General features: G+C 43.7%; 24 protein-coding genes, 1 tRNA gene, 1 rRNA gene and 1 other RNA gene. 5 read left to right on the top strand and 22 right to left on the bottom strand.

Annotated features, from left to right (window positions below; translation table 11 throughout):
* Positions 1-116 (bottom strand): 16S ribosomal RNA (locus F9802_RS18595); the annotation flags it as partial.
* A 743-nt stretch (positions 117-859) separates the two neighbouring features.
* Between F9802_RS18595 and F9802_RS18590 the strand changes: the two genes are divergently transcribed.
* From F9802_RS18590 to F9802_RS18575, 4 genes are all read left to right on the top strand, one after another.
* A complete protein-coding gene (locus F9802_RS18590) occupies positions 860-1534 on the top strand; it encodes a response regulator transcription factor (RefSeq protein WP_152154603.1) in 675 nt (224 codons plus the stop codon).
* Positions 1535-1536: 2 nt separating this feature from the next.
* Complete coding sequence (locus F9802_RS18585; RefSeq protein ID WP_152154602.1) at positions 1537-2937, top strand: sensor histidine kinase; 1401 nt, start codon at positions 1537-1539, stop codon at positions 2935-2937.
* A 126-nt stretch (positions 2938-3063) separates the two neighbouring features.
* The gene (locus tag F9802_RS18580) at positions 3064-3633 is read left to right on the top strand and encodes an SCO family protein (protein ID WP_152154601.1); all 570 of its coding nucleotides are present in this window, start codon (positions 3064-3066) and stop codon (positions 3631-3633) included.
* A 46-nt stretch (positions 3634-3679) separates the two neighbouring features.
* Positions 3680-4459 carry a FixH family protein gene (locus tag F9802_RS18575; protein WP_152154600.1) on the top strand — a complete coding sequence of 260 codons (780 nt, stop codon included), beginning with the start codon at positions 3680-3682 and terminating at the stop codon, positions 4457-4459.
* 186 nt (positions 4460-4645) lie between these two features.
* Here F9802_RS18575 and F9802_RS18570 read toward each other — a convergent pair whose 3' ends face one another.
* The 19 genes from F9802_RS18570 to F9802_RS18480 form a co-directional block, all read right to left on the bottom strand.
* Entirely contained in the window at positions 4646-5305 is a 660-nt protein-coding gene (locus F9802_RS18570) for an ABC transporter ATP-binding protein (RefSeq protein ID WP_152154599.1), read from the bottom strand.
* The gene (locus F9802_RS18565) at positions 5302-6948 is read right to left on the bottom strand and encodes an ABC transporter permease (RefSeq protein WP_225435406.1); all 1647 of its coding nucleotides are present in this window, start codon (positions 6946-6948) and stop codon (positions 5302-5304) included. The genes F9802_RS18570 and F9802_RS18565 overlap by 4 nt, the downstream gene beginning before the upstream one ends.
* A gap of 2 nt (positions 6949-6950) precedes the next feature.
* Positions 6951-8033: a Fe(3+) ABC transporter substrate-binding protein gene (locus tag F9802_RS18560; protein ID WP_152154597.1), complete on the bottom strand. Its 1083-nt coding sequence runs from the start codon at positions 8031-8033 to the stop codon at positions 6951-6953.
* A 272-nt stretch (positions 8034-8305) separates the two neighbouring features.
* On the bottom strand, positions 8306-8920 hold the full coding sequence (locus F9802_RS18555) for a PH domain-containing protein (RefSeq protein ID WP_152154596.1): 615 nt from the start codon (positions 8918-8920) through the stop codon (positions 8306-8308).
* Positions 8921-9380: 460 nt separating this feature from the next.
* Positions 9381-9857 (bottom strand): CarD family transcriptional regulator, encoded by a 477-nt coding sequence (locus F9802_RS18550; protein ID WP_152154595.1) that lies wholly within the window; start codon positions 9855-9857, stop codon positions 9381-9383.
* 690 nt (positions 9858-10547) lie between these two features.
* Positions 10548-10890: a transfer-messenger RNA gene (gene ssrA / locus F9802_RS18545) on the bottom strand.
* A 131-nt stretch (positions 10891-11021) separates the two neighbouring features.
* Positions 11022-11489 (bottom strand): SsrA-binding protein SmpB, encoded by a 468-nt coding sequence (smpB, locus tag F9802_RS18540; protein WP_152154594.1) that lies wholly within the window; start codon positions 11487-11489, stop codon positions 11022-11024.
* Positions 11490-11549: 60 nt separating this feature from the next.
* Entirely contained in the window at positions 11550-13895 is a 2346-nt protein-coding gene (gene rnr / locus F9802_RS18535; RefSeq protein ID WP_152154593.1) for a ribonuclease R, read from the bottom strand.
* 382 nt (positions 13896-14277) lie between these two features.
* Complete coding sequence (locus F9802_RS18530; RefSeq protein ID WP_152154592.1) at positions 14278-15024, bottom strand: alpha/beta hydrolase; 747 nt, start codon at positions 15022-15024, stop codon at positions 14278-14280.
* A gap of 326 nt (positions 15025-15350) precedes the next feature.
* Positions 15351-15584 carry a preprotein translocase subunit SecG gene (secG, locus tag F9802_RS18525; protein WP_152154591.1) on the bottom strand — a complete coding sequence of 78 codons (234 nt, stop codon included), beginning with the start codon at positions 15582-15584 and terminating at the stop codon, positions 15351-15353.
* Positions 15585-15892: 308 nt separating this feature from the next.
* Positions 15893-17188 (bottom strand): phosphopyruvate hydratase, encoded by a 1296-nt coding sequence (gene eno, locus F9802_RS18520; protein WP_152154590.1) that lies wholly within the window; start codon positions 17186-17188, stop codon positions 15893-15895.
* A gap of 28 nt (positions 17189-17216) precedes the next feature.
* Positions 17217-18752, bottom strand: a complete 1536-nt coding sequence (gene gpmI / locus F9802_RS18515; protein WP_152154589.1) for a 2,3-bisphosphoglycerate-independent phosphoglycerate mutase — start codon at positions 18750-18752, stop codon at positions 17217-17219.
* The gene (tpiA, locus tag F9802_RS18510; protein WP_152154588.1) at positions 18745-19506 is read right to left on the bottom strand and encodes a triose-phosphate isomerase; all 762 of its coding nucleotides are present in this window, start codon (positions 19504-19506) and stop codon (positions 18745-18747) included. The genes gpmI and tpiA overlap by 8 nt, the downstream gene beginning before the upstream one ends.
* A gap of 33 nt (positions 19507-19539) precedes the next feature.
* Positions 19540-20724, bottom strand: coding sequence for a phosphoglycerate kinase (locus F9802_RS18505; protein WP_152154587.1), 1185 nt, complete (start codon positions 20722-20724; stop codon positions 19540-19542).
* 168 nt (positions 20725-20892) lie between these two features.
* Complete coding sequence (gene gap / locus F9802_RS18500; protein ID WP_152154586.1) at positions 20893-21900, bottom strand: type I glyceraldehyde-3-phosphate dehydrogenase; 1008 nt, start codon at positions 21898-21900, stop codon at positions 20893-20895.
* Between the two features lie 89 nt (positions 21901-21989).
* A complete protein-coding gene (locus tag F9802_RS18495) occupies positions 21990-23018 on the bottom strand; it encodes a sugar-binding transcriptional regulator (protein ID WP_152154585.1) in 1029 nt (342 codons plus the stop codon).
* 161 nt (positions 23019-23179) lie between these two features.
* Positions 23180-23416 carry a glutaredoxin family protein gene (locus tag F9802_RS18490; protein ID WP_152154584.1) on the bottom strand — a complete coding sequence of 79 codons (237 nt, stop codon included), beginning with the start codon at positions 23414-23416 and terminating at the stop codon, positions 23180-23182.
* A gap of 16 nt (positions 23417-23432) precedes the next feature.
* A complete protein-coding gene (gene rpoN / locus F9802_RS18485; RefSeq protein WP_225435408.1) occupies positions 23433-24761 on the bottom strand; it encodes an RNA polymerase factor sigma-54 in 1329 nt (442 codons plus the stop codon).
* 200 nt (positions 24762-24961) lie between these two features.
* Positions 24962-25033: transfer RNA gene (locus tag F9802_RS18480), tRNA-Arg, on the bottom strand.
* 262 nt (positions 25034-25295) lie between these two features.
* On the opposite strand from F9802_RS18480, the gene clpP reads away from it, so the two are divergent.
* Positions 25296-25892, top strand: a complete 597-nt coding sequence (gene clpP, locus F9802_RS18475; RefSeq protein ID WP_152154583.1) for an ATP-dependent Clp endopeptidase proteolytic subunit ClpP — start codon at positions 25296-25298, stop codon at positions 25890-25892.
* Between the two features lie 91 nt (positions 25893-25983).
* Here clpP and F9802_RS20305 read toward each other — a convergent pair whose 3' ends face one another.
* Together F9802_RS20305 and F9802_RS18470 are read right to left on the bottom strand one after the other, a co-directional pair.
* Positions 25984-26100, bottom strand: a complete 117-nt coding sequence (locus tag F9802_RS20305; RefSeq protein ID WP_404799199.1) for a DUF5808 domain-containing protein — start codon at positions 26098-26100, stop codon at positions 25984-25986.
* Positions 26101-26340: 240 nt separating this feature from the next.
* Positions 26341-26604 (bottom strand): HPr family phosphocarrier protein, encoded by a 264-nt coding sequence (locus F9802_RS18470; RefSeq protein ID WP_152154582.1) that lies wholly within the window; start codon positions 26602-26604, stop codon positions 26341-26343.
* Between the last annotated feature and the right edge of the window lie 4 nt (positions 26605-26608).

The following is a 26608-nucleotide window of genomic DNA, read 5'->3' as shown; positions in this document are numbered from 1 at the left end:
CTCACCCGTCCGCCGCTAACTTGAACTGGAGCAAGCTCCAGTCAAGTCCGCTCGACTTGCATGTATTAGGCACGCCGCCAGCGTTCGTCCTGAGCCAGGATCAAACTCTCCAAAAAGATTGTTTGCATAGCTCATGTTTAAAAATAAGAATTAACTTACTGGCATGTATTTTGTTCAGTTTTCAAAGATCAATTGCATCCGTCATCTTTAATGACAGGAATCAATAATAACATTTAAAAAGATAAAAAGTCAATAACTTTTTAATATCTTTTTTTCAAAACCGCTGTTTTAACGGCCGAATAACAATATAACATGTTCTAAAATATAAAGTCAACAAAATTTCAAAAGAAAATTATTCACCAAAATTGAAACGCCCTTTTATTTGGATTCATTATTACTTTTTGTGATTTTTCTACAAAAAAACAGCCTGCAAGACAGGTGAACTCGCTACTTCATTATGATTATCCATCCCATTCATATATTTCTTCGTTTAGGTTCCTACAATAAATTCTCTCCTTTCACAAATTTCTCTGTCGTGCGACTCTTTAAACAACAGATAGTTTTCTATACAGGGCAGTCGGTCAATTTGATTGAGGGTAGGGTTCACCTGCTTGATAAGAAAAGCAAAAAAAGTCTCGGCAGCCTTTTTATAATTATTTTCACACAGTATATTGGGTTTCAAAACCCATTATTCATACTCCGCGTAGTCTTGGAAATATAAAACCCTTCCTTTTCTCGGCTGATCTTTTCAAAAAAAGGAGGGCGTCCTGTGATGCTAAGCTCACAAAAACTTCACAAATGATGGCTAAAATAAGAATTATACTTTACTAAGGAACTTCTGCTAAAGTGAGGGTTAATTATGAATGGATTAACAGTGATGGTCATTGATGATGAGAAAACGATGCGGGAATTAGTGAAAACATTTTTAGAGAAAGAAGGGTATACTGTCGTCGAAGCTTCTAACGGAATGGATGCTCTTTTCATGATTGATAAAAAGGTGCCCGACCTTTTAATTGTTGATGTGATGATGCCGTATATGGATGGATTTTCGTTTACGAAAAAGGTGAAAAGCAAATATGATCTTCCTCTCATATTTTTATCAGCGAAAGGAGAAGAATGGGATAAGATTCACGGGTTGAAGCTTGGGGGCGATGATTATATTGTTAAACCTTTTCATCCAGGTGAATTATTAGCGAGAATTGAATCGGTCTTAAGGAGGGCGAATCATGTTTCACAGCGGGCAGAGCGCTATACGATCGGCCCGCTTACTCTCGATATTCATTCTTATAAAGCTGTGGTGGACGGAGTCTCTCTCTCATTAACATTAAAAGAGTACGAGCTGCTTTCTCTGCTGGCCCGAAATACAGGAAAGGTTTTTTCCAGAGAACAGCTCCTGCAATCCGTTTGGGGAGAAGATTATAACGGCAGTGAAAGAACGGTTGACACACATATTAAAACGTTAAGGTTAAAATTAAAGGAGCATGCCCCGCTCATCAAAACCGTTTGGGGAATCGGATACAAATTTGAGGTGTAATATTGAAAAAGAAGAACCTTACGTTAAGTCAAAAAGTGTTGTTTCTTATTTTAATCAGCATCGTATTTACTATTGCTTTCGCTTTCTTTTTTCTTCACTTTTTATATAAAGATTTATATTTGAACAGCATTAGAGAATCAGTCATTTATCAAGGAGAAAGAACAGCTTCTCATTACCATTACGGCTCGTTGAGTGATGAGATCATTGAAAAAATTCATTGGTATAATGTCGTTTCTGAATATGAAATTATTGTTGTCGATAATTTAGAAGAACTGTCCACATACTTTCCATATGAAATTAATTATGAAGCTCTAGTGAATGAACATGACCGCAAACAATTAGAAAAAGGAAATTATGTAATGAAAGACGGCTATGTAAAGGAATTTAATCGAGAAATTGTTGGTGCCGTCTTCCCTATTATGAGTGAAACAGGACTCATCGGATTTATTTACATTTACGTGCCTCTAGCGGCTCTTCAAGAAGTGTTCCAAGGAAGTTTTCCGATCTTAATTGTGACGGGTACACTGTTTTTTCTTATTCTCTTTCTTGTCGTCAATCGAATCCGACGTTCCATGTTTCAGCCGCTTACACATATTGAGCAATTTTCTAAAGAGGTGTCTAAAGGCAATTATTCGAACCGCTTACAGCTCCAGACGAACGATGAGATTGGTCATTTGGCCCAAGCATTTAATTCGATGAGTTCATCGCTAGAGAAACAAGATATTCGGAAAAAAGAATTTTTATCGAATGTTGTCCATGAGCTAAGAACACCTCTGACGTATATTGGCGGCTATACGCAAGCCTTGAAACAACAACTGTATACGTCTCCAGAAGAAGCGCAGCATTACTTGCAGACCATTGAAAATGAAACGGAGCGCATGAAAAAACTCATCCACGATTTAGTCGACCTGGATCACCTTCAAACAGAATTGTACGTACTCGATAAAGAACCGATCGCTATCGCCCAGCTGCTGCTAGATACACTCGATCTTTTTCACATTCATTTAAGCGAAAAAAAGGTAACAACTGACTTGAATTTTCAAGAAGACTTGATTGTTAATGGCGATCCGAAGCGGATTCAGCAAGTCATTTACAACGTGTTAGATAATGCCATTAAGTATTCTTCTGCTAATAGCGTGATTAATATCAACTTAATGCAAGATAACAAAAACCTGCTCTTGCAAGTGACGAACAAAGGCATCGGAATAAGTGAAGAAGATATTTACCGCATCGGGGAGCGTTTTTTTCGAACAGACAAAGCGAGAAGCCGGTCGACAGGCGGGACGGGTCTAGGCTTATCCATCGTAAAAGAAATTGTCAGGCTGCATGGCGGAACGTTCTCTTTAAAGAGCCGTGCGGTTGAAGGTACCACAGTCACCATTCAATTGCCTCTTCTCGTTTGACAAACCAGCTTTTTTGTTTAAAAGTTGCTAAAGATTACTCACAGAAACTTCACATTCGTCGGTTATTCTTGTAGTACACATTCTTTTTCTCCCGATGGCGAAAGTAATATAGAAAAGAGGTGCAAGGTGAAAAAAATATGGCTGCTTTTACTTTCTGTTTCATTTGCCATTCTTTCGGCTTGCAGTTTAAACGAAACAAAACCATATGAAATGGCATCGTTCACGTTTACTAACCAAAATGGCAAGGCGTTTGAGATCGAAAACCTCAAAGGAAAAGTATGGATGGCTGATTTTATCTTCACGAGCTGTGATACCGTCTGTCCCCCGATGACAGCGAATATGGCTGCACTGCAGAGAAAATTTAAAGAAGAGGACATTCACATCGAGCTTGTATCGATCAGCGTCGATCCCACTGTGGATACTCCTGAAAAGTTAAAAGCGTACATCGGGAAATTCACTGAAGATGAATCAAACTGGAATATGCTCACAGGTTATTCTCAGGAAGAAATCGAGGTGTTTGCGAGAGAAGAATTCCAAACGCTTATTCAAAAACCAACCTCTTCGGATCAAGTCATCCACAGCACTAATTTTTATTTAATTAATCAGAATGGAGAAATTGTGAAGGAATATAGTTTCACTCTTGGAGCTCATAACGACGAAATCATTAAAGATGTGAAGCAGTTAGCCTCAAATTAATAGAATGTGTGGATTCATAAATATAAATGAGAGTGGAGGAATACATATGAAAAAAATAGGGTGGATGGTTCTATTCGTCTTCTTGTTTGCTGCGTTGTCTGCGTGCAATGGAGAAACGGAGAAAGCGGAAAAGAAAGTAGAAGAGCCAAAAGTGCCTCAGATGCTTGAAGCACAGCTTGAGGTTCCCGAAACGGCTGACGTGAATGGAAAAGTAGAAATGAAAGCGACTGTTACACAAGGCGACGAAAATGTGGCAGATGCGGATAAAGTGGAATTTGAAGTGTGGGAAGAAGGAAAAGAAGCTGAAAGCAAAATGATTAAAGCGAAAAATAATAAAGATGGCACGTACGAAGCGGAAACCACCTTTGACCATGATGGCGTTTTTACTGTGCAAGTACATGTAACAGCCAGAGGACTGCACACTATGCCGAAAAAGTCAGTGACTGTTGGAGCAGGTGCTGCTCAAAAAGAAACGGAGCATGAACACGGAGAAGAGCATCACGATCATGGCCACGGAGAACATGCTCAAGGGTTTGGCATGCATTTCGTGAAACCAGACAATGCGAAGGCCGGAACAGACACTACGATGACCGTACAGTTACAAATGGATGAGGCACCTTTAGAGAAAGCACAAGTCCGCTATGAAATTTGGAACGATGATATTTCTGACAAGCACGAATGGATCGATGCGGAAGAATCCAGCCCTGGAGAATATACGGCTGCCTATACATTCACAGAAGCCGGTACATTCAACGTGCAAATTCATGTTGAAAATAAGGATGGGCTGCATGAACATGAGGAACATCAAATAGAAGTCGAGAAATAATATTATGAAGCGGCGCGCACATTTCGATTATTTTCGCGCATAAACGATGGTTAGCTGCGCACAATGCCCGGCGGTCCGCGTATAAATATCGAAAAACGGTGCACAATGCAGCGCCGCTTCGCTAAATACAAAAAAAGCTGTCTCAAAAGCTGGTATTCATCAGCTTCGGGACAGCTTTTTTCTTTCTTAGTTCATAACTTCTTCTCTCTGGCCAAAAACAATGCTGCGGTCACAAATAGACTCTACGTCTTGACGATCGTGCGTGACGATGATGCAAGTAATATTCGCCTTTTTCAAAATGACGCGCAAGTCTTCTCTAATTTCTGCTTTTAAATCAGCGTCCAAGTTGCTGAACGGCTCGTCCATTAACAAGACGTTTGGTTTTGGCGCAAGCGCTCTAGCTAAAGACACCCGTTGCTGCTGGCCGCCGCTCAACTCGTGGGGATAGCGTTCGGAAAACTCTTCCATTTTCACAAGTTCTAACATTTCCATCACCCGCGGTTTGCGCTCTTTTCTTGGCAAACGTGATAAACCGAACATAATATTCTCATTCACCGTCATGTGCGGGAAAAGTGCGTAATCTTGAAACACCATGCCCACTCCCCTGTCTTCCGGCTGGATAAACAGTTTTTCGCTCACGACAGGTTTTTCTGCAACGTGGATCGAGCCTTGCCACGGCATTTCCAATCCGGCGATTAAGCGGAGCAAGGTGCTTTTTCCGCTGCCGCTCGGTCCGAGAATCCCAACGATTTCATCTTTCATAATGGATAACGAAACGCCGTTAATGACTGGTTCACTTGTAGAAGAAAACGAAAAAACAAGATTTTGAATGTCTACAATTTTCATTCCTTCACCTTCTTATTGATCATTTGCAGAACGATAATAGACAGCATACTAATAGCAATAATGATGAGCGATGAAACAGATGCTTCATGAATTCGTTCATCTTTCGCAAATTGGTACGTTTTTGTCGATAACGTTTCAAAGTTAAACGGCCGCAGCAATAGAGCAAGCGGCAGCTCTTTACATATTTCAACGAACGTTAAAATAAAACCGCTGAAGATCGCTCCTTTAACCAATGGCAGATCCACTTTAAAAAACGTTTTCGTTACGCCCTGTCCAAGCACTCGCGACGCTTCTGTATATTTCGTTCCGATTTTCTCAAATCCGACTTCAATGGCATTATATCCAGTTGCCATAAAACGAATGACGTAACCGACAATTAACATGACAATGGATAAACTTAAAATGAGCGGGGCATCTTCCATCCCCATCATCGCATACAGCGGTGCGAGCCGTTCATCCAGCCCAATAAATAGCGCAAGCACGCCGATCGCAACGATGGCGCCCGGGATCGAATAGCCCGTCGTCACCCATTTCGCTAAAAAATAGGAAAAAGCCGATTGCTTCCGGCATACATTCGCCACGATCACCGCCAGAATCATGATGAGCAAAGTAGAGATGAAAGCCACATAAAGTGTTTGATAAACTAACGTGAAAAAGGTGTCGTTCCACACCTCATCAAACGTTAAGGCTGTCCAGGCGATCAGCTGAACGAACGGGATAAGAAAGCCAACTGAAAACACAGCAAAGCAATAAGTAAAGGCAGCTGCTGCGCTAAAGCGTTTCAGCTTCATTGCCGCCAGCGGCCTTGACTTAGCCGGCAAATGATACCGCTGCCGGCTTCTGAGCAGTCTTTCAATAATAAACATGCCGACAACGATGAGCATGAGCCAGGCGGCAAGCCGCATCGCTGTATTGACGTCATACATGCCAAACCATGTTTGAAAAATAGCCGTTGTAATCGTATGAATACCGAAATAACTCGTTACCCCGTAGTCACTCAGCACTTCGTATATAACGAGTACAACGCCGCCCACAATAGCAGGCCGCGAGAGTGGAAGCACAACTTTTATAAAGATAGAAAACGGCTTTCTTCCGAGCAGCCTCGCATTTTCAAAAAATGATGCACTTTGGTGCTCCAAAAACGCTCTCGTAATCAGAAAAACATACGGATACAAAAATAATGTGAAAATAAATATGGCGCCGCGCAGCGATGAAATATTTAACCATTCGGGATTCATTTGGTAATCAAATTCATTCCGCAGCGTTGCCTGCACAATCCCCGTGTAACTGAGCATCGTCCGGTATGTATATGCAGCAATATAAGGCGGGATCGCCAGTGGCAAAATCAAACCCCAGCGAAAAAAACGTTTAAGTGGAAAGTCGTACGCTGTCACAAGCCACGCGAGCGTCACTCCTAAAACGGCTGTCAACACCCCTGTCGAAAAGACAAGCAGCAGCGTTTCTTTTACATACGTCCCCAACAAATATTCGCGAATGTGAAACCAGTTTTCATTAGGCTTAAAAAACAAAGATGAGAAAACAAAGAGAATGGGCAACAGTATCACTGTCGCCCCAATTAGACTGATTGCCCACCAGCCGTTAAATTCTTTTCGAATCGAACGTCTTATCAGTTTTTTCTTCAATTTTACTTCCAGCCTGTTTTATTAAAGATTTCAATTGCTTTTTGATTGTGCTCGCCTAACGTATCAAAGTTTAACTCCTGCATTTTAAATTCGCCCCATGACTTAAGCAATTCAGGCATTTCCGCTTCCGCGTTCACTGGGAACTCGTAGTTGTTCGCTGATAAAAATTCTTGTGCTTCTTTGCCAGTAATGTATTCAATCAACTTTGTTGCGTTTTGAGGATGTTTGCTGTGCTTCGTTAAACCAATTCCACTAATGTTCACGTGCGTTCCGTTCGTTTCTTGGTTCGGGAAGAAAACGCCGAGCCCTTCCGCTACTTTTACCTCTTCGGGTTCTGCCGAATTCGCCATCAACCCTACATAATACGTGTTCATAATTGCTACATCACCTGTGCCGGCTGCAATAGCTTTCGCCTGATCACGGTCGCCGCCATCCGGCTGGCGCGCAAAGTTTTTCACGATGCCTTCAGACCATTTCTCCGCTTCCTTTTCTCCATTTAACTCAATGAAAGAAGCAAGCAGTGACTGGTTGTACATATTCGTGGACGAACGGGCTAATACTTTCCCTTTCCACTTGTCGCTAGTTAAGTCTTCATAAGTAGATAAATCTTCCGGCTTTACTCTATCCTTCGCATACACAATAACGCGTGCTCTTGTGGACATGCCGATCCAGTTGTTATCCTTATCACGGAATTTCTCAGGGACATTTTTGTCAATTGTTTCTGATTTTACCGGCTGCAGAATATCATTATTCTTCGCATTGGCGAGAACTCCGCCATCCACTGTGATGAATAAGTCAGCTTCTGTGCTTTTTCCTTCACGCTTCAAGCGCTCGATCAGCTCTTCCGCTTCTCCTTTTACGACATTTACTTTAATATCTGTTTCCTCTGTGAACTTCTTAAATACTTCATCATCTGCTTCATAATGTCTCGCTGTGTAAACATTGACTACTTGCTCTTCTTTTTTCTCCGGTGCCGGTGTTGCTTTTTCCGGTTCCGCTTCTTTCTCATTGGCTCCACAGCCGGCTAGGCCAATCGCAAGCACTGCACTTGCAAGCATTGGCTTGAATAATTTTTTCACATTCATTATGTATTCCTGCCTTTTCATTTATTATTTGATAATGAGAATTATTATCATTTTGCTAATCCTTATTCTATTGCCTTTCATATAAAACGTCAACAAAAATTTCAGAATTGTTTCAAATATTTTTTTATGATTTCTTTTACTAGCGGGCGGCGTTCATGTTCCAGCAGTTTTCATGCTCACATCGCCGATTTTGTGCAACTTACGATTAATTTTTTAACAGCCAATTCAAAAAAAATGAACCCATCTGTCAGATGAGTTCATTTACGCAGCAATTAATTATTAATATACTTCTCAAATACTTCGCCAAAATCTTTTACATGGTACTGCTCACGGACAGATGTCATCCACGTAAATCCGAAGTCTGTGAGCTCCCGGTATGTATCGCCCAATTTTTGATCGTCTGTTCGGGAGTTTTGCAAAATATTTACGGCTTTATCAAGGCTTTGTGAAGCCATATCGATGTAAATATTGTTTTCATGGGTAATTTCAGAAATGCGCAGCAATGATTTATACAAGTCTTTCAGCTGTTCGATTTGGTCTTTTCTGACGTCGATATCAAACTTCTGGCCGCCTAATTGAAATTTAATTTCCACATCCATGTCGATTTTCCCAGCCGTTTCAAGCACAACTCCGGAAATTTTATGCTGGGAATACGGGTAGCGCTTCAATGTTCTCTTAGAAGAAATGGCACTTTCTCCGTCCACATGAATAACCGCCAAATTCGTAAAGCAATACTCATCCGCTTTTGTTTTAATTAGGAAATAAATTTTCTCATCATCTTCATGCATGACATAATCGTCCGCATCCGTTTTATCATAATCAGCAGGCGAAATAATCGTCCCAATATCAGATAAACCGAGCGCATCAGACGCAATCTTTTTAAACATGTAATCTCCCTCTCCGTAAAAAAGTTCAAAGCTATTGGCTTACTCCCTAATTTTAACAAGAGAAATTGATTATTTAAATTACTTTTTAACATTCATTATTTTCTTTCTTCTCAATAGTGATGAACGAAACTTATTAGACTAAGCAGATGCCCAGTTTTGGCTCATTACATTGGATTAAAACGGATGACTAGTATGGTGTGTAGAGACGAAAAGGAAACGAAAAGAATTGTAGGGCTATGGAGATTTATCATGAAACTTAAGGGGAGTGCGAATACGCAGACGGAAATATGCCTATTTTCAGACTTGTTGAGGCAACGGGACATAAAGAAATTACACCTTCTTTGAATTCCGCGCTTCAACTGCTTAATAAGTGCTAACGTTTTATTGAAATAAAAATCATAGCCGTCGCCTTTCTCTTTTTGGATGGATAAAAAGAGAAGGGCATCAGCACTTGATTCACTTAGCTGGATAGTTTCAACAAATCGGCTGCTTCATTTTCGGTAATGTCTTTGATCAAAATTAATTCACTGATTAAAAACTTCATAGCATGGTCCAGCATTTGTTTTTCACTTGAATTAAGCGCCTTTACTTTTTTATGATGGAGAAGATCACGGACGACCTCAGCCGTATCGTGCATTTCGCCTGTCTTCATTTTCTCCGTGTTCTTGTTGAGTCTTTCTTTCCACGGGAGTGAGCAAACTGACTCTTCATTGTTGTGAAAATCAAATAATATATCAGTCGCTTCTTTTCTGTCGACAATGAGTCGAACCCGTGATTTTTTTACTGCCTTCGTCGGGATCATCACGTCCATTTTACTGAGCGGAATGGTGATGACACAATACTCCTGTTTTTTCCCGAGAATTTCTTTTTCTTCGATGGCTTCAATAATACCTGCCCCATACATCGGATAAAACACTTTATCACCTATTTGAAACAAAACATCCACCTCCGAATTTACTTACATATTCTATCGTATCACACCTTTTCATTTTAAGCAAATATTATAATATATCATAACCAAAATTAACGTGTCAATGGTTTTTTATCTATTTTTTCTTATTTTTTAAGACAGGAAAATCGTATGGCGATGGGCGATTAATCTATCCTTGATCCTAGAAAAAAGAAAGTGTTTTAATAATTTTACAGCAAATTTCCCCTTATCTAAGAATAAATAAAAAAAGAAACCGCGCCAAATGGATACTGGAAAATTACGAAAGGGTTACACCACGAAACGGAAAGTACACTCCTGAGATGCTAAAAATGAAGTTGTTGTTTGAGGAATCATTTTTTCAAATATAAAAAGGGCAAATAAAAAACCACCAAATATGTATTTGGTGGAGACGGTGGGACGTGCTTTTCCATGCTTTCGTCATGGCACTGACTATATCTTGAACCTGTACTACACAGGTCCTTCGGCGTATTATACGAAAAGTAGATTTACCTGAACTTATCAGGCAGTTTTCCGCATCCTAGTACTACCACTCGGTGGCAGCCTATAAGTCGATACACGGCTGTTAGATTGCTCCACATACCGCTCGGCATTGCCTTATCGCGGTTAACGCGACTTAGGTTTCACCGATAAAGCCGAATTTTCACTTGCATGTTGCCATACAAGGCGACTATTTACTAATCGAACCCACGTCCAAAGATAACGGCACTCAAGCGTCTACGAGCGTAGTCGATATATTCGTATTTCGCGTCTTCTTCCGCCTATCAACAGGCATCCGAAGCGCTAGCCTGGTTAATCTCTTCCTTGATCCTCAGGCGGAGGACTTCCGGCGTAGCCCACTAAGAGTGAGTCCCTTACCCTACCACATGGGCGATGGAGGGAGGAACCGCTATCGACTGTTATTAAGCAGCGAAAGCGAGGTTGTTGTTTTGTTTGCCAGTTATTATTGGCTTTGACGTTTTTACGAGGCCGATCCCCTCGACTCGCAGCCTGAGCTCGAACTATCCCTGTCGAATCCGTAGCGTCCCCATGATAAAAGGATATCCCATCTTAGGGTTATCATTACGGGTACTCGGAATGTTTGAGCACTTCGTATGTTACATAAGTTATTATAACACACGTTCGGTAAAAATCAATAGGGGTGCTGAATTTTTACATTTTTTGGCGATCTCTAAATGCTCTTTCGATGTCGCGCTTCGCTTCTTTTTGTTTAAGATCTTCCCGCTTGTCGTATTTCTTTTTCCCTTTGGCAAGACCAATCAGCACTTTAGCATAGCCGTTTTTCAAATACATTTTCAGCGGCACGATCGAGTACCCCGCTTCTTTCGTTTCCCCGATCAGCTTGTCGATTTGCTTGCGGTGCAAAAGCAGCTTTCTCGTTCTAAGTGGATCATGGTTATAACGGTTTCCCTGTTCATAAGGGCTGACGTGCATATTATACAAAAATAGTTCCCCTTTTTGAATGCGGGCAAACGCATCTTTCAAATTTACTCGGCCGGCGCGAATCGATTTTATTTCTGTTCCTTGCAGCACGATCCCCGCTTCAAATGTTTCTTCAATAAAAAAATCGTGGCGCGCTTTTTTATTTTGCGCCAGCACTTTTCCTTCTCCCTTTGGCATTCCCTCTCACCTTCCGTTCTTCAGTCAAGCCCGGCAGTCTCGGGACTGCCAGGCTTCGTGTCAGCCTTTATTCTGACGTCTTTTCTTTGCTTGTTTTTTCGGCACACCTTCATAATATTTGCCGCGTTTTTTCTTTTTGTTCGGCGATTGATTGGACCATTCACCGCCCGCTTCTTTCTCATTGTTGCCTTTCTGGCCGCGCTCTTTCCGATCCGACTGGTTCATTTTAATGACTTTCGCCTGTTCCTGAGGACGCTTATTCGTTTTCTTCATGCCAACAATTTCAAAGTCGATCGATTGTTCTTCTTTGTTCACATTCGTCACCCGGACGGTAATTTCATCGCCGATTCGGAAGACGTTCCCTGTTCGTTCGCCGATCATAGCAAAGTGGCGTTCATCATAGCGATAATAGTCATCCGTCATGTAAGAGACATGAACGAGACCTTCGATCGTATTTTCCAATTCCACAAACATGCCGAAGTTCGTGACTGAACTAATGATCCCATCAAACTCTTCGCCAATTTTATCGAGCATGAATTCCGCTTTTTTCAGTTCATCCGTGTCACGCTCGGCATCTACTGCCCGGCGCTCCATGTTCGACGTATGTTCAGCGATTTCTCCAAGACGCGCATCCCATTTCGCCTGAGTCGCCGGATCAATGCGCCCTTCAATTAAATACGTGCGGATGAGCCGGTGTACGATTAAATCCGGGTAGCGGCGGATCGGCGAAGTGAAATGAGTATAAAACTCTGTCGACAACCCGAAGTGGCCTAAGCTTTCCTCATGGTATTTTGCCTGCTGCATCGAGCGAAGCATTACTGTAGAGATAACGACTTCCTCCGGCTTACCTTGGATGGCTTCAATCACTTCCTGAAGTGCGCGCGGATGAACGGCATTCGCTGTTCCTTTCACGTTCAGTCCAAAATTCGTGATAAACTCAAAAAACCGCTGCAGCTTATCTTCTTTTGGATCTTCGTGAATCCGGTAGATGAACGGTACATCCATCCAATGGAAATGTTCTGCCACCGTTTCATTGGCTACAAGCATAAATTCTTCGATTAACCGTTCTGCGACCGAACGTTCGCGCAGCACAACGTCAACCGGCTTTCCATCTTCATCAACGATCACTTTTGATTCTTTAAAGTCAAAATCAATCGCGCCGCGTTTTTGCCGTTTTTTTCGTAAAATAGCCGCCAGCTGTTCCATGCTTTCAAATAATGGCACGAGCGGCTCATATTTTGCCCGCAGCTCTTCATCTTTATCAACGAGAATGCTGTTAACGTCGCTGTATGTCATCCGCTCCGTCGTCTTTATCACACTTTGGAAGATTTCCTGTTTGACGACTTCGCCGGACGCATTGATTTCCATTTCACACGACAGTACTAGCCGATCCACTTGTGGATTGAGCGAGCAAATGCCGTTGGAGAGGCGGTGCGGAATCATCGGGATGACCCGATCAACTAAGTAGACACTCGTTCCACGTTCATACGCTTCACTGTCAATAGCTGAGCCTTCTGTCACGTAATAACTGACATCAGCAATATGAACACCGAGCTTGTAATTTCCGTTGTCGAGCTTCGTAACAGTGACAGCATCATCGAGATCTTTCGCATCTGCGCCGTCAATCGTCACAATGGTTTCATCGCGCAAATCCCGGCGGCCTTCTCTGTCTTTTTCGCTGATCGTTTCCGGCGTTGCATTAGCCTGCGCCATCACTTCTTCCGGAAATTCCTGCGGCAGACCGTGCTTATAAATGATCGAGATAATGTCGACACCCGGATCGTTTTTATGGCCGAGAATTTGAATAACTTCTCCTTCGGCATTTTTGCGTCCGTCCGGATATGAAGTAATTTTCACAACTACTTTATGGCCTTCGATCGCACCATGGGCCGCTTCTTTCGGAATAAAAATATCGCTGGCAAACTTCTTGTCATCAGGTATAACAAACCCGAAATGCCTGCTGTCTGTGTACGTGCCGACAATTTCTGTTTTTCCGCGCTCAAGGATGCGCACGACTGTCCCTTCACGGCGCGACCCGCTCGTTTCTGTCGTTACCCGAACAAGAGCAATGTCACCGTTCAAGGCGCCATTCGTTTCGTGGGGCGGAATAAAAATATCGTCCATTCCTTGCTCTTCCGGCATTAAAAAAGCAAAGCCTTTTGAATGACCGGAAATTTTGCCGCGAATTAAATTCATTTTTTCCGGAAGGCCGTAGCGATTCGCTCGCGTGCGAACAACAAACCCTTTTTCTTCCATATATACAAGCGCTTTAACAAAATCTTTAAATTCAGCGGAATCTTCAATTTGAAGTGTTTCTTCCAACTCTTTTACCGTGAGCGGCTTGTAAGATTCTTCTTTCATGTAGGTCAACAGCCGATCAACTAGATCGTTTGATTGCTGGTCCATACTAATCCCTCCTATCTCTCTTTAAAAGCGGAAGGCGCCCGTTCGGCGCGACAGCGGATTTATAGCTCTCGACAAGGAGGCGTTCTGTGACTCCGACAGAGGGAGCGAAATCAGCGTACGCGCTAGCGCCTGCAGCTGGATATTATTAAAAGCGGAAGCGCCCGATCAGCCGCGACAAGCATAAGGCGAGTTGGCGAAATGGCGCTTTTCAGCCATGCAGCCGAATCGACTTATGACCTCGGACGGCTAGGCGCTGCAGCTGGATATCTTTAAAAGCGGAAGCGCCTGATCAGCCGCGACAAGCATATGACGAATAGCGAGGGGCAGTTTCTCAGCCGCCGCAACTATTTGGCATCTGATCTCGAGCCCGAGGAGACGCAGTTTAATCCGACCAGTCCAGCCGCTCTAAAAAGGCGTAAATATCTTCATGCAACTGCTCTTTTTCTTTATCAAGAGTAATCACATGGCCGGACTTTTCATACCATTTTATTTCTTTCATCGTTGATTCAATTTCATCATAAATAATATTGGCACTCTCCGGATTGATCATGGCGTCATGACGTGCCTGAACAACAAAAGTTGGTGCATAAATCATATCTACGTTGCTGCGGACATCAGAAATTAATCCTTGCAGTGATTTTAACGTATTCATAGGCGTTTTTTTAAACTCTTCTATTTCTTCTTCAATTACCTCATTTGATTTCCCTTCAAACTTTTTAAATTCGCGGGCATAATCAACGATGCCGTTGTACATTACTTCTTCACTTTTAATGTACATCGGGGCACACATTGTCACAATACCTTTTACAGGTACAGTATAGCCAAGCTTTAAGGAAAATACCCCGCCAAGGGACAAGCCGGCTACAGCAATTTCATCATATCCGAGGCTTTTCAAATGCTCATAACCACCCATGACATCTTGCCACCAGTCTTCAGGACCCGTATGGACGAGCTCTTCCGGAGGTACGCCATGGCCTTTATAGTGCGGTGCATGGGATGTATACCCCTTCTTCTCAAGGAAGCGGCCGAGCATCCGGACGTCCGCTGAATTTCCAGTGAAGCCGTGAAGCAGCAGCACCGCCCGCTTTCCAGCTTCAAACGTAAATGGTTTTGGCAAACTTAATCTCATAATGCTTAATACTCCTTTTTCTTAGTATGAACCGTTCAATAAACTCTCATCATCATTTTACGAAAAATTCCCTTCCGAAACTAGCAGAAGGTCCCGGCAGTGGAATTGTTTTTAGCAAAAGGAGCTGTCTCAAAAGTAAAGAGTGAGGCATCTAGGGAACAGCCGCCTTGATCTAGAGAAATGGAGAAGAGCTTTGTTCGACACTCCGATGACTTTGTTCACCACTTCCGCGCGGTGTTCGTCGTTTCGATGGCTTTGTTCACTGTTTCCGCATATTGAAAAAAGAGGGCGTCTCAAAAGCTCGGCTTTTGAGACGCCCTCTTTCATTATAGCTGAAAGTATGATACAGCAATCGTCAAAACAAAAAATAACACAGCTAATACAACAGTCAAACGGTGCAGCACTAAATCAATACCGCGCGCTTTCTGCTTGCCAAAAAGCTGTTCCGCTCCGCCGGAAATCGCTCCGGACAAACCGGCACTCTTTCCTGACTGCAGCAACACAACAACGATCAGCGCAATCGATACAATTACGAGTAATGTCACTAACAAAGTATGCATAACGCTACCTCCACAAACGAACGTAAGAATGAAACCAGTTTAACATAAAAAAGCAAAAAAGTGAACAATTGAAGAAAAGCACAAGCGCCTTGTTCACCCCCGACAAGCACAAGACGAACCTCACAGAAAGGTATTCTTTACCTTTCTGAGTGGGTTGGCTTGTGACCTCCAGAGGGTAGTCGGCTTGTGCTAGACAACAAAACTAAGTAGAAAAAAATTACATTTTACTAAACAATGAAAAAGGGGTCAGTCCCTTCATCGCGTTAACGCGATGGGGGACTGACCCCCGGCACTTTAAAGTGCTAAAGTTATTTTTTCAGGTTGTAGAATGTGTTGTCGCCAAGGTATTGGGCGAGTTCGCCGAGCTGGTCTTCGATGCGAAGGAGCTGGTTGTATTTAGCGACGCGGTCTGTTCTTGACGGTGCGCCTGTTTTGATTTGGCCGGCGTTTGTTGCGACAGCGATGTCAGCGATTGTTGCATCTTCTGTTTCACCGGAACGGTGGGAGATGACAGCTGTGTAGCCTGCGCGTTTCGCCATTTCAATCGCGTCGAACGTCTCTGTCAGTGTACCGATTTGGTTCACTTTAATTAAGATCGAGTTGCCGACACCTTGCTCGATTCCTTCGGCAAGCTTCGCTGTATTCGTTACGAACAAGTCGTCACCAACGAGCTGTACTTTTTTGCCGATGCGCTCAGTGAGCAATTTATGGCCTTCCCAGTCGTTTTCATCTAAGCCGTCTTCAATCGAGATGATCGGATATTTAGAGACAAGCTCTTCATACCAATCCACCATTTCCGCAGCCGTTTTCACGACGCCTTCACCGCTTAAATGATATTTGCCATCTTCTTTGTTGTAGAATTCGGAAGAAGCGGCATCCATCGCCAATTTAATTTGGTCGCCAGGTGTATAACCTGCTTTTTCAATCGCTTCAATAATTGTTTGCAATGCTTCTTCGTTTGATTTCAAATTCGGAGCAAATCCGCCTTCATCTCCGACTGCTGTATTCAATCCTTTTTCTTTCAATACTGCTTTCAAGCTGTGGAAAATTTCCGTTCCCATACGAAGCGCTTCTTTGAAGTTTTCCGCGCCGACCGGCATGATCATGAATTCTTGAATATCGACGTTATTATCAGCATGCTCTCCGCCATTGACGATGTTCATCATCGGCACAGGCAGTTGTTTCGAGTTGATGCCGCCAAGGTATTCATACAAATGAATGCCGTGGAAGTCAGCGGCTGCGTGGGCAGCGGCCATGGAAACACCGAGAATCGCGTTTGCACCGAGCTTGCCTTTATTCTCTGTTCCATCAAGCTCAATCATCGCACGGTCGATGCCGATTTGATCGAGCACTTCAAAGCTGCCGACAAGTTCAGGAGCAATCACATCGTTTACGTTTTCCACCGCTTTTAGAACACCTTTACCAAGATAACGGCTTTTGTCGCCATCGCGAAGCTCCACTGCTTCATATTCCCCTGTAGATGCACCTGATGGCACGAGTGCCCGTCCAAATGCGCCGGATTGTGTGTAAACTTCTACTTCAACAGTTGGGTTACCGCGGGAATCTAGTACTTCGCGTGCATAAATATCAGTAATAATTGGCATGTAAAATCTCTCCTTTTTCCTGAAAAAATTATTTTTTAATCAAAGTTGTTCCGGTCATTTCTGCCGGCCTATCTACTTGAAGCAAATCCAGCATCGTCGGCGCTAAGTCGCCAAGAATGCCGCCTTCACGCAATTGGACACCGGGTTTTGTCACGATCACAGGCACCGGGTTCGTCGTATGGGCCGTCATCGGATTACCTTCTGGCGTGACGACTTCATCGGCGTTTCCATGGTCCGCAGTAATGATCGCCGTCCCGCCTTTCGAAACGATTAAATCCACAATTCGTCCAAGGCATTCATCCACCGTCTCCACCGCTTTGATCGTCGGCTGCAGAAGGCCTGAATGCCCGACCATATCAGGATTCGCAAAGTTTAAAATAATCGCGTCCTGCCTGTCGTTAGTAATTTCATCAATCAGCGCGTCTGTTACTTCATAGGCGCTCATTTCCGGCTGCAAATCATATGTCGCTACTTTCGGAGAATTAATTAAAATTCTTTTTTCACCCGGAAACTCTCTTTCTCGCCCGCCGCTCATAAAAAAAGTAACGTGAGGATACTTTTCCGTTTCTGCGATTCGCAGCTGATTTAAACCGTGAGTCGATAAAACTTCTCCTACAGTATTGCTCAAATCCACTTTATGATAAGCAATATCCCCCTTTACTGTCACGCTGTAGGGAGTCATGCAGACAAAGTGAATATGTTTCGGCAGCTGGTCACTGCGGTCGAATCCTTCAAATTCTACGTTTGTAAACACATTCGACAGCTGAATGGCCCGGTCCGGACGGAAATTGAAGAAAATGATCGCGTCTTCATCTTTCACTTTCGCCACCGGCTGGCCAGAGTCGTCCGTCATTACGGCCGGCACGACAAATTCATCGTTAATGCCGTTTGCGTATGATTCATCGACGACTTCAAGCGGGTCTTCAAAAAACGGTGCTTCGTTGCAAACCATCGCGCGGTACGTTTTTTCAACACGCTCCCATCGGTTATCTCTGTCCATCGCATAATAGCGGCCAGAAATCGTCGCAAATTGGCCGACACCGTACTCTTTCATTTTCTCGAGCGTTTCTTCAATGTAGCCTTTTGCTGTTTGCGGTCCGACGTCACGGCCATCCAAAAAAGCATGAACATATACTTTTTCAAGCCCTTCCTGTGCAGCGAGCTTTAAAAGTGCGAACAAATGCTCAATGTGGCTATGGACACCGCCATCTGACAACAGGCCGAATAAATGAAGAGCGGTCCTTTTCTGCTTGGCATGATGAATGGCTTTCAGGAACGCTTCATTTTTGAAAAATTCTCCTTCGCGAATAGCTATATTGATCCGCGTTAAGTTTTGGTACACAATCCGGCCGGCACCGATGTTTAAGTGACCGACTTCAGAGTTTCCCATTTGGCCTTCCGGCAGGCCGACTGCTTCTCCGCTTGCGATTAAAGTCGAGTGGGGAAACTGTTCCCAATAACGGTCAAAATGAGGCTTCTTCGCCTGCGCCACTGCATTGCCTTCTTGTTCGGCACGGCAGGCAAAGCCGTCCAGAATAATCAGTGCAACAGGTGCTTTAGCCATTATTTACTGCCTCCAATAACTGCAGGAAAGAAGCGGGCTCAAGGCTGGCACCGCCGACAAGCGCCCCGTCAATGTCAGGCTGGGACATATATTCACCGATGTTGTTCGGCTTGACGCTGCCGCCATATTGGATGCGCACATTGTCAGCTGTTTCCTGTGAAAATTGCTTCGCAACAATTTGACGAATATGAGCGCACACTTCATTCGCATCTGCGGCTGTAGAAGATTTTCCTGTGCCGATCGCCCAAATCGGTTCATAGGCAATCACTGTTTGTCCTGCCTGTTCTTCTGTCATACCTGCGAGTGCCTGTTCAATCTGGCCGGCGACGAAGCTGTTCGTCTCGCCATTTTCGCGCTGTTCAAGCGTTTCTCCGCAGCACACGATCGGTGTTAAGCCGTATTTAAAAGCAGCGAGCGCTTTTTTATTCACCGTTTCATCCTTTTCATTAAACATTTCGCGCCGTTCAGAGTGGCCGATAATAACGTATTCAGCCCCGATGTCCTGCAATGCTTTCGGACTGATTTCACCGGTAAACGCTCCGCTTTCTTCAAAGTGCATCGTTTGTGCTCCGATTTTCACATCGGACTCCTTTACCGTTTGAACGAGCTGCTCTAAAAATAAAGCAGGTGAACAAATGACACTGTCCACTATTCCGGCATCAGGCACAAGATTTTTCACTTCTTCAGCGAAGCTTTTTGCCTCCACCAATGTTTTGTGCATTTTCCAGTTGCCCGCGATAATAGGCTTACGCATATTGCTTCATCCTTTCCCACGTTTTAATTGTTTTTACTTATCACTCAACGCGACAACGCCTGGAAGCTGTTTGCCTTCCATAAATTCAAGAGAAGCGCCGCCGCCTGTTGAGATATGGCTCATTTTATCTGCCAGCTGGAATTTCTCCACTGCCGCCGCGGAATCACCACCGCCAATGACAGAATATGTACCTTCTGCTTCAGCAAGCGCTGCAGCAACTGCTTTCGTTCCTTCGGCGAACTTATCCATCTCAAACACACCCATCGGTCCGTTCCAAATTACAAGCTTTGAATTTTGAATCGTTTCTTTATACAGCTCGCTCGTTTTCGGCCCGATATCAAGTGCCTGCCAGTCAGCTGGAATGTCATCAATGTCGACAATTTTCGCTTCGGCATCTTCGGAAAACTCATTCGCAATAACTCCATCGACCGGCATTAAAAAGTTGACGCCTTTTTCTTCCGCTTTTTTCATAAATTGCTTCGCTAAGTCGATTTTGTCTTCTTCGAGCAGCGACTGCCCAATTTCATAGCCTTTTGCTTTAATGAACGTATACGCGAGCCCGCCGCCAATGATCAAATTGTCCACTTTATCAAGCAAGTGGTCAATGACGCCGATTTTATCTTTTACTTTCGCGCCGCCAATAATAGCTGTAAATGGCCGCTCCGGATCAGACAGTGCTTTGCCGAGCACATCCAGCTCTTTTTCCATTAAGAAACCAGCTGCCGCCGGCAAAAAGTGGGCAATGCCTTCAGTGGATGCATGAGCACGATGAGCAGCACCGAACGCATCGTTGACGTAAGTATCTGCAAGCGCAGCAAATTGCTTGGCCAGCTCTTCGTCATTTTTTTCTTCACCAGGATAAAAACGAACATTCTCAAGCAGAAGCACATCGCCGTTATTCATGGCGGCCACTTCTGTCTGAACCTTTTCACCGAATGCTTCATCCGTTTTTTTCACTTCTTTGCCGAAAAGCTCGGACAGACGGGCTGCTACAGGTGTTAAGCGAAGCTCTTCTTTCACTTCGCCTTTCGGACGGCCAAGGTGGCTCGCTAAAATCACCTTCGCCCCTTGATCAGATAAATATTGAATGGTCGGGAGCGCGGCCCGGATGCGTGTGTCATCCGTTACTTTGCCATCTTTCATCGGGACGTTGAAGTCAACGCGGCAAAACACGCGCTTCCCTTTCACATCCAAGTCTTTAATCGTCTTTTTGTTCATTTAAAAAAGGCCTCCCTCATTAAAAAGAAAAATAAACAAAAGGGAGGGGGATCTTCTTTCCCCGCTCCCCTTTCATCCCATTTACATTATAGATGGTGGGTTATTATTTTCCAACAAAGATGTTAAAAAATATAACACATTTTCATATTAGTATCACACTATTTACAATTAAAAACCTTTTTGAGCGATGTAATCAACGAGATCCACGACACGGTTAGAGTAGCCGGATTCGTTATCGTACCAGGACAATACTTTTACCATGTTGTCTTCAAGAACCATTGTTGACAACGCATCGATCGTGGAAGAAACGGTGCTGCCGTTGTAGTCGCTTGAGACGAGCGGTTCTTCTGTGTAAGCGAGAATACCTTTCAAGTCACCTTCAGCCGCTTCTTTTAACACTGCATTTATTTCTTCAGCAGTCGTGTTCGTTTTCAATTCAGCAACTAAATCAACGACAGATACGTTTGGCGTAGGCACGCGCATCGCCATGCCGTTTAATTTGCCCGCCAGTTCAGGCAATACGAGTGAAACAGCTTTCGCGGCCCCCGTCGTTGTTGGGATCATGTTTTCTGCCGCAGCACGGGCACGGCGGTAATCTTTATGAGGCAAGTCTAGAATTTGCTGGTCGTTCGTGTAAGAGTGAACAGTCGTCATCATGCCGCGTACAATGCCGAATTTATCATTCAATACTTTCGCAAACGGCGCCAGGCAGTTTGTTGTACAAGAAGCATTAGAAATGACGTGATGGTTCGCTGGATCATATTTGTCATGGTTCACACCCATAACGACGGTAATGTCTTCATCTTTAGCCGGAGCAGAGATGACCACTTTTTTCGCTCCTGCTTCCAAGTGCTTCGCTGCATCTTCGCGCTTAGTGAAGCGGCCTGTTGATTCAACAACGACTTCCACGCCGAGTTCGCCCCATGGAAGAAGTGCCGGGTCACGTTCTGCTACTACTTTTATTTTTTTGTCGTTAACGACAATGTATTCGCCGTCCACTGTCACTTCTTCTTCTAATGTGCCGTGTACAGTATCATATTTTAAAAGATGAGCGAGCATATTCGCATCTGTTAAATCATTTACTGCCACTACTTCTATGTTAGGGTTTTTCAGAGCTGCACGGAACACAACACGTCCAATACGCCCAAATCCGTTAATTCCAACTTTTACTGCCATATGAATAATTCCTCCTTCAAAATTTAAGGATATTTTATAGTTAACAGCTGACAAAACAATCATCAGCTACTAATTCATTCTAAGTATAATCAAGCTTTGTTTAACAATTGCTCGGCGGCTGCTTCATCTGTAATCAATACAGTAGCCTTTGGTGCTCCTCGCAAATAAGAACGGATCGCTTTGCCTTTCGATGCTCCTCCAGCAACAGCAATGACGTCATGAGCTGCGGACAGATCATCGAGCTGCAAGCCGATCGTGGACACTTTATGAACAACGTGCCCTTCTTCATTAAAGTAATAGCCGAACGCTTCGGCCGTCGCGTGCCCGGCTTCTATTTTGCGAAACTCTTTTTCCGGGGTATTCCGGCGCTTCGCCATTGTCATAGCTTCTCCAATTCCGTGAAGGACAATCGCAGATGACTTAATAAGCTGAAGCACTTCTTTAATCGCCGGTTCTTTCAAAATCGACTCATGGGTTTCACGGCTGATCTGGTCAGGTGCGTATAACAACTTATGTTTGCTGCCAGTGTTCGCCGCCATTTTTGCCACGATGGAGTTCGCCTGGTTTAAAATATCTTCCCCGAGTCCTCCTCTGGCCGGTACAAACATAATGTCTTTCCCGCCGGCGAAATCAGTTGTCATCGCTTCTGCTGCCTCGAGCATCGTTGTCCCGCCTGTCACCGCGATGATATTCTTCTCTAACAGACGTTTTTTTATACTGCCTGCGCAAGCTTTGCCAAGTTCTTTTTTCACCCAGGAAGACTGATCGCTGTCCCCGTGAACGATTTTTACTTCATCCAGCCCGAACTGCTGTTTCAGTTTTTCTTCCACCTTGTGTATACCCTTAATGCTGCTGATCAACTCCTCTAGTTCTTCAAGAACCGAGACGCCGTCTTCTGTCAGCACCATGCCGGATGTAAGATAGTCGATTAAATGCTGTTTTTTTAAAAATTCTACTTCTGTCCGGAGTGTTCGTTCCGTGAACCCGAGAGACTGCGCCAGCAATCTTCTGCCTACCGGCTGAGACAAGCGGATCGACTGCAAAATTTCATATCTTTTTTGTAAAATATCCAGCAAGTCCGGTACGATTTTTTTTTGAATATCAATGATTGTTTGCATAAACCGCTCCTCACTTTATCGGGTCAAAAATTGTCCCTATTATAAAATCAGCGTCCCACTCTATCCAAAAAAAATAATCCCTGCTTCAATGATTATTTTAACAGGGAGGAAAACAGAAAGCAATGAATATGATTTTTATTTGACTGAATGTTTCAACGAGCCTAAGACTCTAACTTTAATTTAACGGTTGGATAGTCTACATTTCCGAACTGGATGACTTCGCCATTGCATTCAATGACGGGAATCATCAGCCCGTACTTTTCGGTCAGTTCATCGCTTTCGTCAATATTTATTTCATGGAGTTGAAACGGCACGTCTTCCTGGACAAGTCCTAAAACCGTTTTCGCCTCTACGCAAAGCGGACATTGCGCCCGTGTATAAAAGTAAACTTCTTTCATGTATAGTCCTCTTCTTTCAGTCGTATCTTTTTCTTTTCGATGAAGAAGGAATCGAAAGCTGGTCACGATATTTGGCAACGGTTCTTCTTGACACTTGCCAGCCTTCTTCTTTCAACCGGTTGCTGATTTCCTGGTCGGAAAGCGGCTTTTTCTTATCTTCTCCGGTAACCAGCTCGGTCATTTTCGATTTCACTTGTGCGGCGGAGGCAGTTTCTTCTGTCCCTCCAGACAGGCCAGCCGGGAAAAATGTTTTCAATTCATACGTGCCGTATGGTGTCTGCATATATTTCCCCCGCACGGCCCGGCTGACAGTTGACTCGTGAATGTCCAGTTCATCGGCGATTTCCTTCATTGTGAGCGGCTGCAGGCGGCTCGGCCCGCAGAAGAAAAAGTCTTTTTGTTTTTCTACGATCTTCAAGCCGACACGCTGAATCGTTCTTTTTCGCTGCTCGAGGCTTTTCAACAGCCAAAGATAATCTTTTTGTTTATCTTTCATGAACTCTTTTAAATGCTCATCTTTGTGGTCTGCCAGCTCGTTAAAATATTCTTTTTGAAACACAATTTTCGGCATTTCATCTTCCAGCAAGTGCACTTCAATCGAATCATTTTTTAAGACGACCGTCAAATCCGGGCGGACATACGTCGGCTGTTCATAATGAAAACGCGCACCAGGCTTCGGATTCAGCTTTTGGATAAAGTCAGCCGCTTCCTGAATTTCTTTTACATCAATATTTAGCCTTTTGGCAAGCGGACGCCAGTTTTTCTCGGCAAATTCAACGAAGTGGTCTTGAATAATGCCCAGAACGAGCGGCGGCACGCCTTCCATCCGGTGGAGTTGCAGCAACAGGCAATCCTGTAAATGCATAGCACCAACTCCAGCTGGCTCCAAATCGCGGATCATACCGAGCACTCTTTCTGCTTCTTCCTCTTGGCAGCGGCACATTTCGGCTGTTTCTTGCACAGTGATCGACATATAGCCGTTCCCATCCATATTATATAATAAAAAATCAAGTATTCGTCTTTGTTTAAGGTCCAGTGGAATAAGCGACAGCTGCATTCTTAAATAATCCATCAACGTCTGAGATTGATCGGCCAGGTGCTCGACCCAGTTTTTGTCGTCTTTCTTTTCAGATACCCCTTTGCGTGTTCCCGCCTTTTCCTTTCTATGAAGCGCTTTCATTTCAGGCACTTCTAATTGAATAAACGGGTTTTCCATCGTTTTCGCTTCCAAAAACTCCGTTAACTCCTGGGCAGAGTACTGCAGCAAAGCAATCGCCTGCGTCAATTCCTGCGTCATCGCAAGCTTCATCGTCTGCTGTTGCCAAAGACCAGGCTTCAAATGCATATTCAAATTCCCCTCCCCCTTCCTATTCTATTATACAACAGGAAAGAAAATTGAGAATGAAAATTTAGAATTTTTCCTCTGCTATTTCATATAACAAGCAAATAGAAAAGAAAAGCGGCTGTCTTTCCTTGTTTAAATAGTCTAATCCACAACATTAAAAACAAAAAAGATGCCATACATTGAAGTATGACATCTTTGTACGCCCTCGGCAGGAATCGAACCCACATCTTAAGAACCGGAATCTCACGTGCTATCCGTTGCACCACGAGGGCTTAATCAGTACAATACAAAATTATAGCGGAAGAGCAGCTAAAATGCAATCACTATTTTCAAATATTATAAATAAAAACAAATTTGTTCTGCTTTTCTTTTTTTGTTTAGCAGGAATTCTTGTGGGTATAATAGAAAACTATGTAGAAGAATCATTTTCCAGCTAAGCCGTATTGTTTGACCTTCATTGACCATCACTGTATGATACTATTACATAAGATTTTCTGCATTAGCAACTATTTCATTTTTTAAGGAGGAAAGAAAATGAATTTAATTCCTACAGTTATTGAACAGACAAACCGCGGAGAACGTGCATACGATATTTATTCCCGTTTATTAAAAGACCGCATCATTATGCTTGGAAGCGGAATTGATGACAACGTGGCGAACTCAATCGTGTCCCAGTTGTTATTCCTGGAAGCGGAAAATCCTGAAAAAGATATTTCCATTTATATTAACAGCCCAGGCGGCAGCATCACAGCCGGAATGGCCATCTATGATACTATTCAATTTATTAAGCCGGACGTGCAAACGATTTGTATCGGTATGGCGGCATCTATGGGAGCTTTCCTGCTTGCCGCTGGAAAGAAAGGCAAGCGCTATGCCCTGCCAAACAGTGAAGTAATGATTCACCAGCCGCTCGGAGGAGCACAAGGCCAGGCAACGGAAATTGAAATTGCCGCCAAGCGTATCCTTTTCTTGCGCGAGAAATTAAACCAAATCTTAGCCGATCGCACAGGTCAATCGCTTGAAATCATCTCTAAAGATACAGATCGCGATAACTTCATGACAGCTGAACGTGCTCTCGAATACGGCTTAATCGATAAAATTTTGACACGCAACGAACTGCCTGAAAAATAAGAGCGGTAATGAAAGCAGCCCAGAACTCCCGGGCTGCTTTTTTTATCGTTGATGATTGAGCCGGGTTAACTATTTATCAGTCTCTCTTTATTTATCCTTTCGTGGCCCAAATGATGATCCCTGCTGCAACTAAAGGAAGTAAGACGGCGAGCCAAGCCATTGGCCGTGCGAAGTTCACCGTCCAGCCGATGCCGAACCGCTTTTCAATGAAAAGCGCCGGATCTTTCGGGTTAAAATAGATTTGTCCGAGCTTTCAGTGCTGGTCATCTTCCTGGTCGATCCATTCTGCCGTTTTTCCCTCCTCCACTTTAATGCGGCTGCCCCCTTGTCCGGTTTTGACGGCAAGAACGATACACCAAATAATGATGACCGCGGGAACAATATGTCACTATTTTAAACAAAAAAACACCTGATAACGGTTGAAATCCCCGTCAATCAGGTGTCTTTTTTAGTAATTTTCTTCTTTTTCGATAAAATCCACGAGCGCCTGCATTGCTTCTTCTTCATCGCGGCCTTCTGTAGATAACGTCACCGTGCATCCACGGTTAATTGCCAGGCTCATAATGCCCATGATGCTTTTGGCATTGACTCTTTTCCCTTCTTTTTCAAGGTGAATGTCTGAAGCAAAGCGATTTGCCTCCTGGACAAACAACGCAGCGGGGCGTGCTTGCAACCCCGTCTTTAATTGTACTTCTGTTGTTTTTTCAATCATGTGA

Origin of the sequence: Bacillus aerolatus, assembly GCF_009183655.1 — a bacterium.
GTDB classification, from domain to species: domain Bacteria; phylum Bacillota; class Bacilli; order Bacillales; family Domibacillaceae; genus Pseudobacillus; species Pseudobacillus aerolatus.
Note: the sequence above shows the minus strand (reverse complement) of the source record. Positions and strands in the feature narration are given on the sequence as shown.

What these genes read in the sequence shown, in the direction of transcription:
- F9802_RS18590 (WP_152154603.1), top strand. Translation starts at nt 860, where the DNA reads ATGAATGGATTAACAGTGATGGTCATTGATGATGAGAAAACGATGCGG.
- F9802_RS18575 (WP_152154600.1), top strand. Translation starts at nt 3,680, where the DNA reads ATGAAAAAAATAGGGTGGATGGTTCTATTCGTCTTCTTGTTTGCTGCG.
- F9802_RS18570 (WP_152154599.1), bottom strand. Translation starts at nt 5,305, where the DNA reads ATGAAAATTGTAGACATTCAAAATCTTGTTTTTTCGTTTTCTTCTACA.
- F9802_RS18560 (WP_152154597.1), bottom strand. Translation starts at nt 8,033, where the DNA reads ATGAATGTGAAAAAATTATTCAAGCCAATGCTTGCAAGTGCAGTGCTT.
- F9802_RS18555 (WP_152154596.1), bottom strand. Translation starts at nt 8,920, where the DNA reads ATGTTTAAAAAGATTGCGTCTGATGCGCTCGGTTTATCTGATATTGGG.
- smpB (WP_152154594.1), bottom strand. Translation starts at nt 11,489, where the DNA reads ATGCCAAAGGGAGAAGGAAAAGTGCTGGCGCAAAATAAAAAAGCGCGC.
- rnr (WP_152154593.1), bottom strand. Translation starts at nt 13,895, where the DNA reads ATGGACCAGCAATCAAACGATCTAGTTGATCGGCTGTTGACCTACATG.
- F9802_RS18530 (WP_152154592.1), bottom strand. Translation starts at nt 15,024, where the DNA reads ATGAGATTAAGTTTGCCAAAACCATTTACGTTTGAAGCTGGAAAGCGG.
- secG (WP_152154591.1), bottom strand. Translation starts at nt 15,584, where the DNA reads ATGCATACTTTGTTAGTGACATTACTCGTAATTGTATCGATTGCGCTG.
- eno (WP_152154590.1), bottom strand. Translation starts at nt 17,188, where the DNA reads ATGCCAATTATTACTGATATTTATGCACGCGAAGTACTAGATTCCCGC.
- gpmI (WP_152154589.1), bottom strand. Translation starts at nt 18,752, where the DNA reads ATGGCTAAAGCACCTGTTGCACTGATTATTCTGGACGGCTTTGCCTGC.
- tpiA (WP_152154588.1), bottom strand. Translation starts at nt 19,506, where the DNA reads ATGCGTAAGCCTATTATCGCGGGCAACTGGAAAATGCACAAAACATTG.
- F9802_RS18505 (WP_152154587.1), bottom strand. Translation starts at nt 20,724, where the DNA reads ATGAACAAAAAGACGATTAAAGACTTGGATGTGAAAGGGAAGCGCGTG.
- gap (WP_152154586.1), bottom strand. Translation starts at nt 21,900, where the DNA reads ATGGCAGTAAAAGTTGGAATTAACGGATTTGGGCGTATTGGACGTGTT.
- F9802_RS18495 (WP_152154585.1), bottom strand. Translation starts at nt 23,018, where the DNA reads ATGCAAACAATCATTGATATTCAAAAAAAAATCGTACCGGACTTGCTG.
- F9802_RS18490 (WP_152154584.1), bottom strand. Translation starts at nt 23,416, where the DNA reads ATGAAAGAAGTTTACTTTTATACACGGGCGCAATGTCCGCTTTGCGTA.
- rpoN (WP_225435408.1), bottom strand. Translation starts at nt 24,761, where the DNA reads ATGCATTTGAAGCCTGGTCTTTGGCAACAGCAGACGATGAAGCTTGCG.
- clpP (WP_152154583.1), top strand. Translation starts at nt 25,296, where the DNA reads ATGAATTTAATTCCTACAGTTATTGAACAGACAAACCGCGGAGAACGT.
- F9802_RS18470 (WP_152154582.1), bottom strand. Translation starts at nt 26,604, where the DNA reads ATGATTGAAAAAACAACAGAAGTACAATTAAAGACGGGGTTGCAAGCA.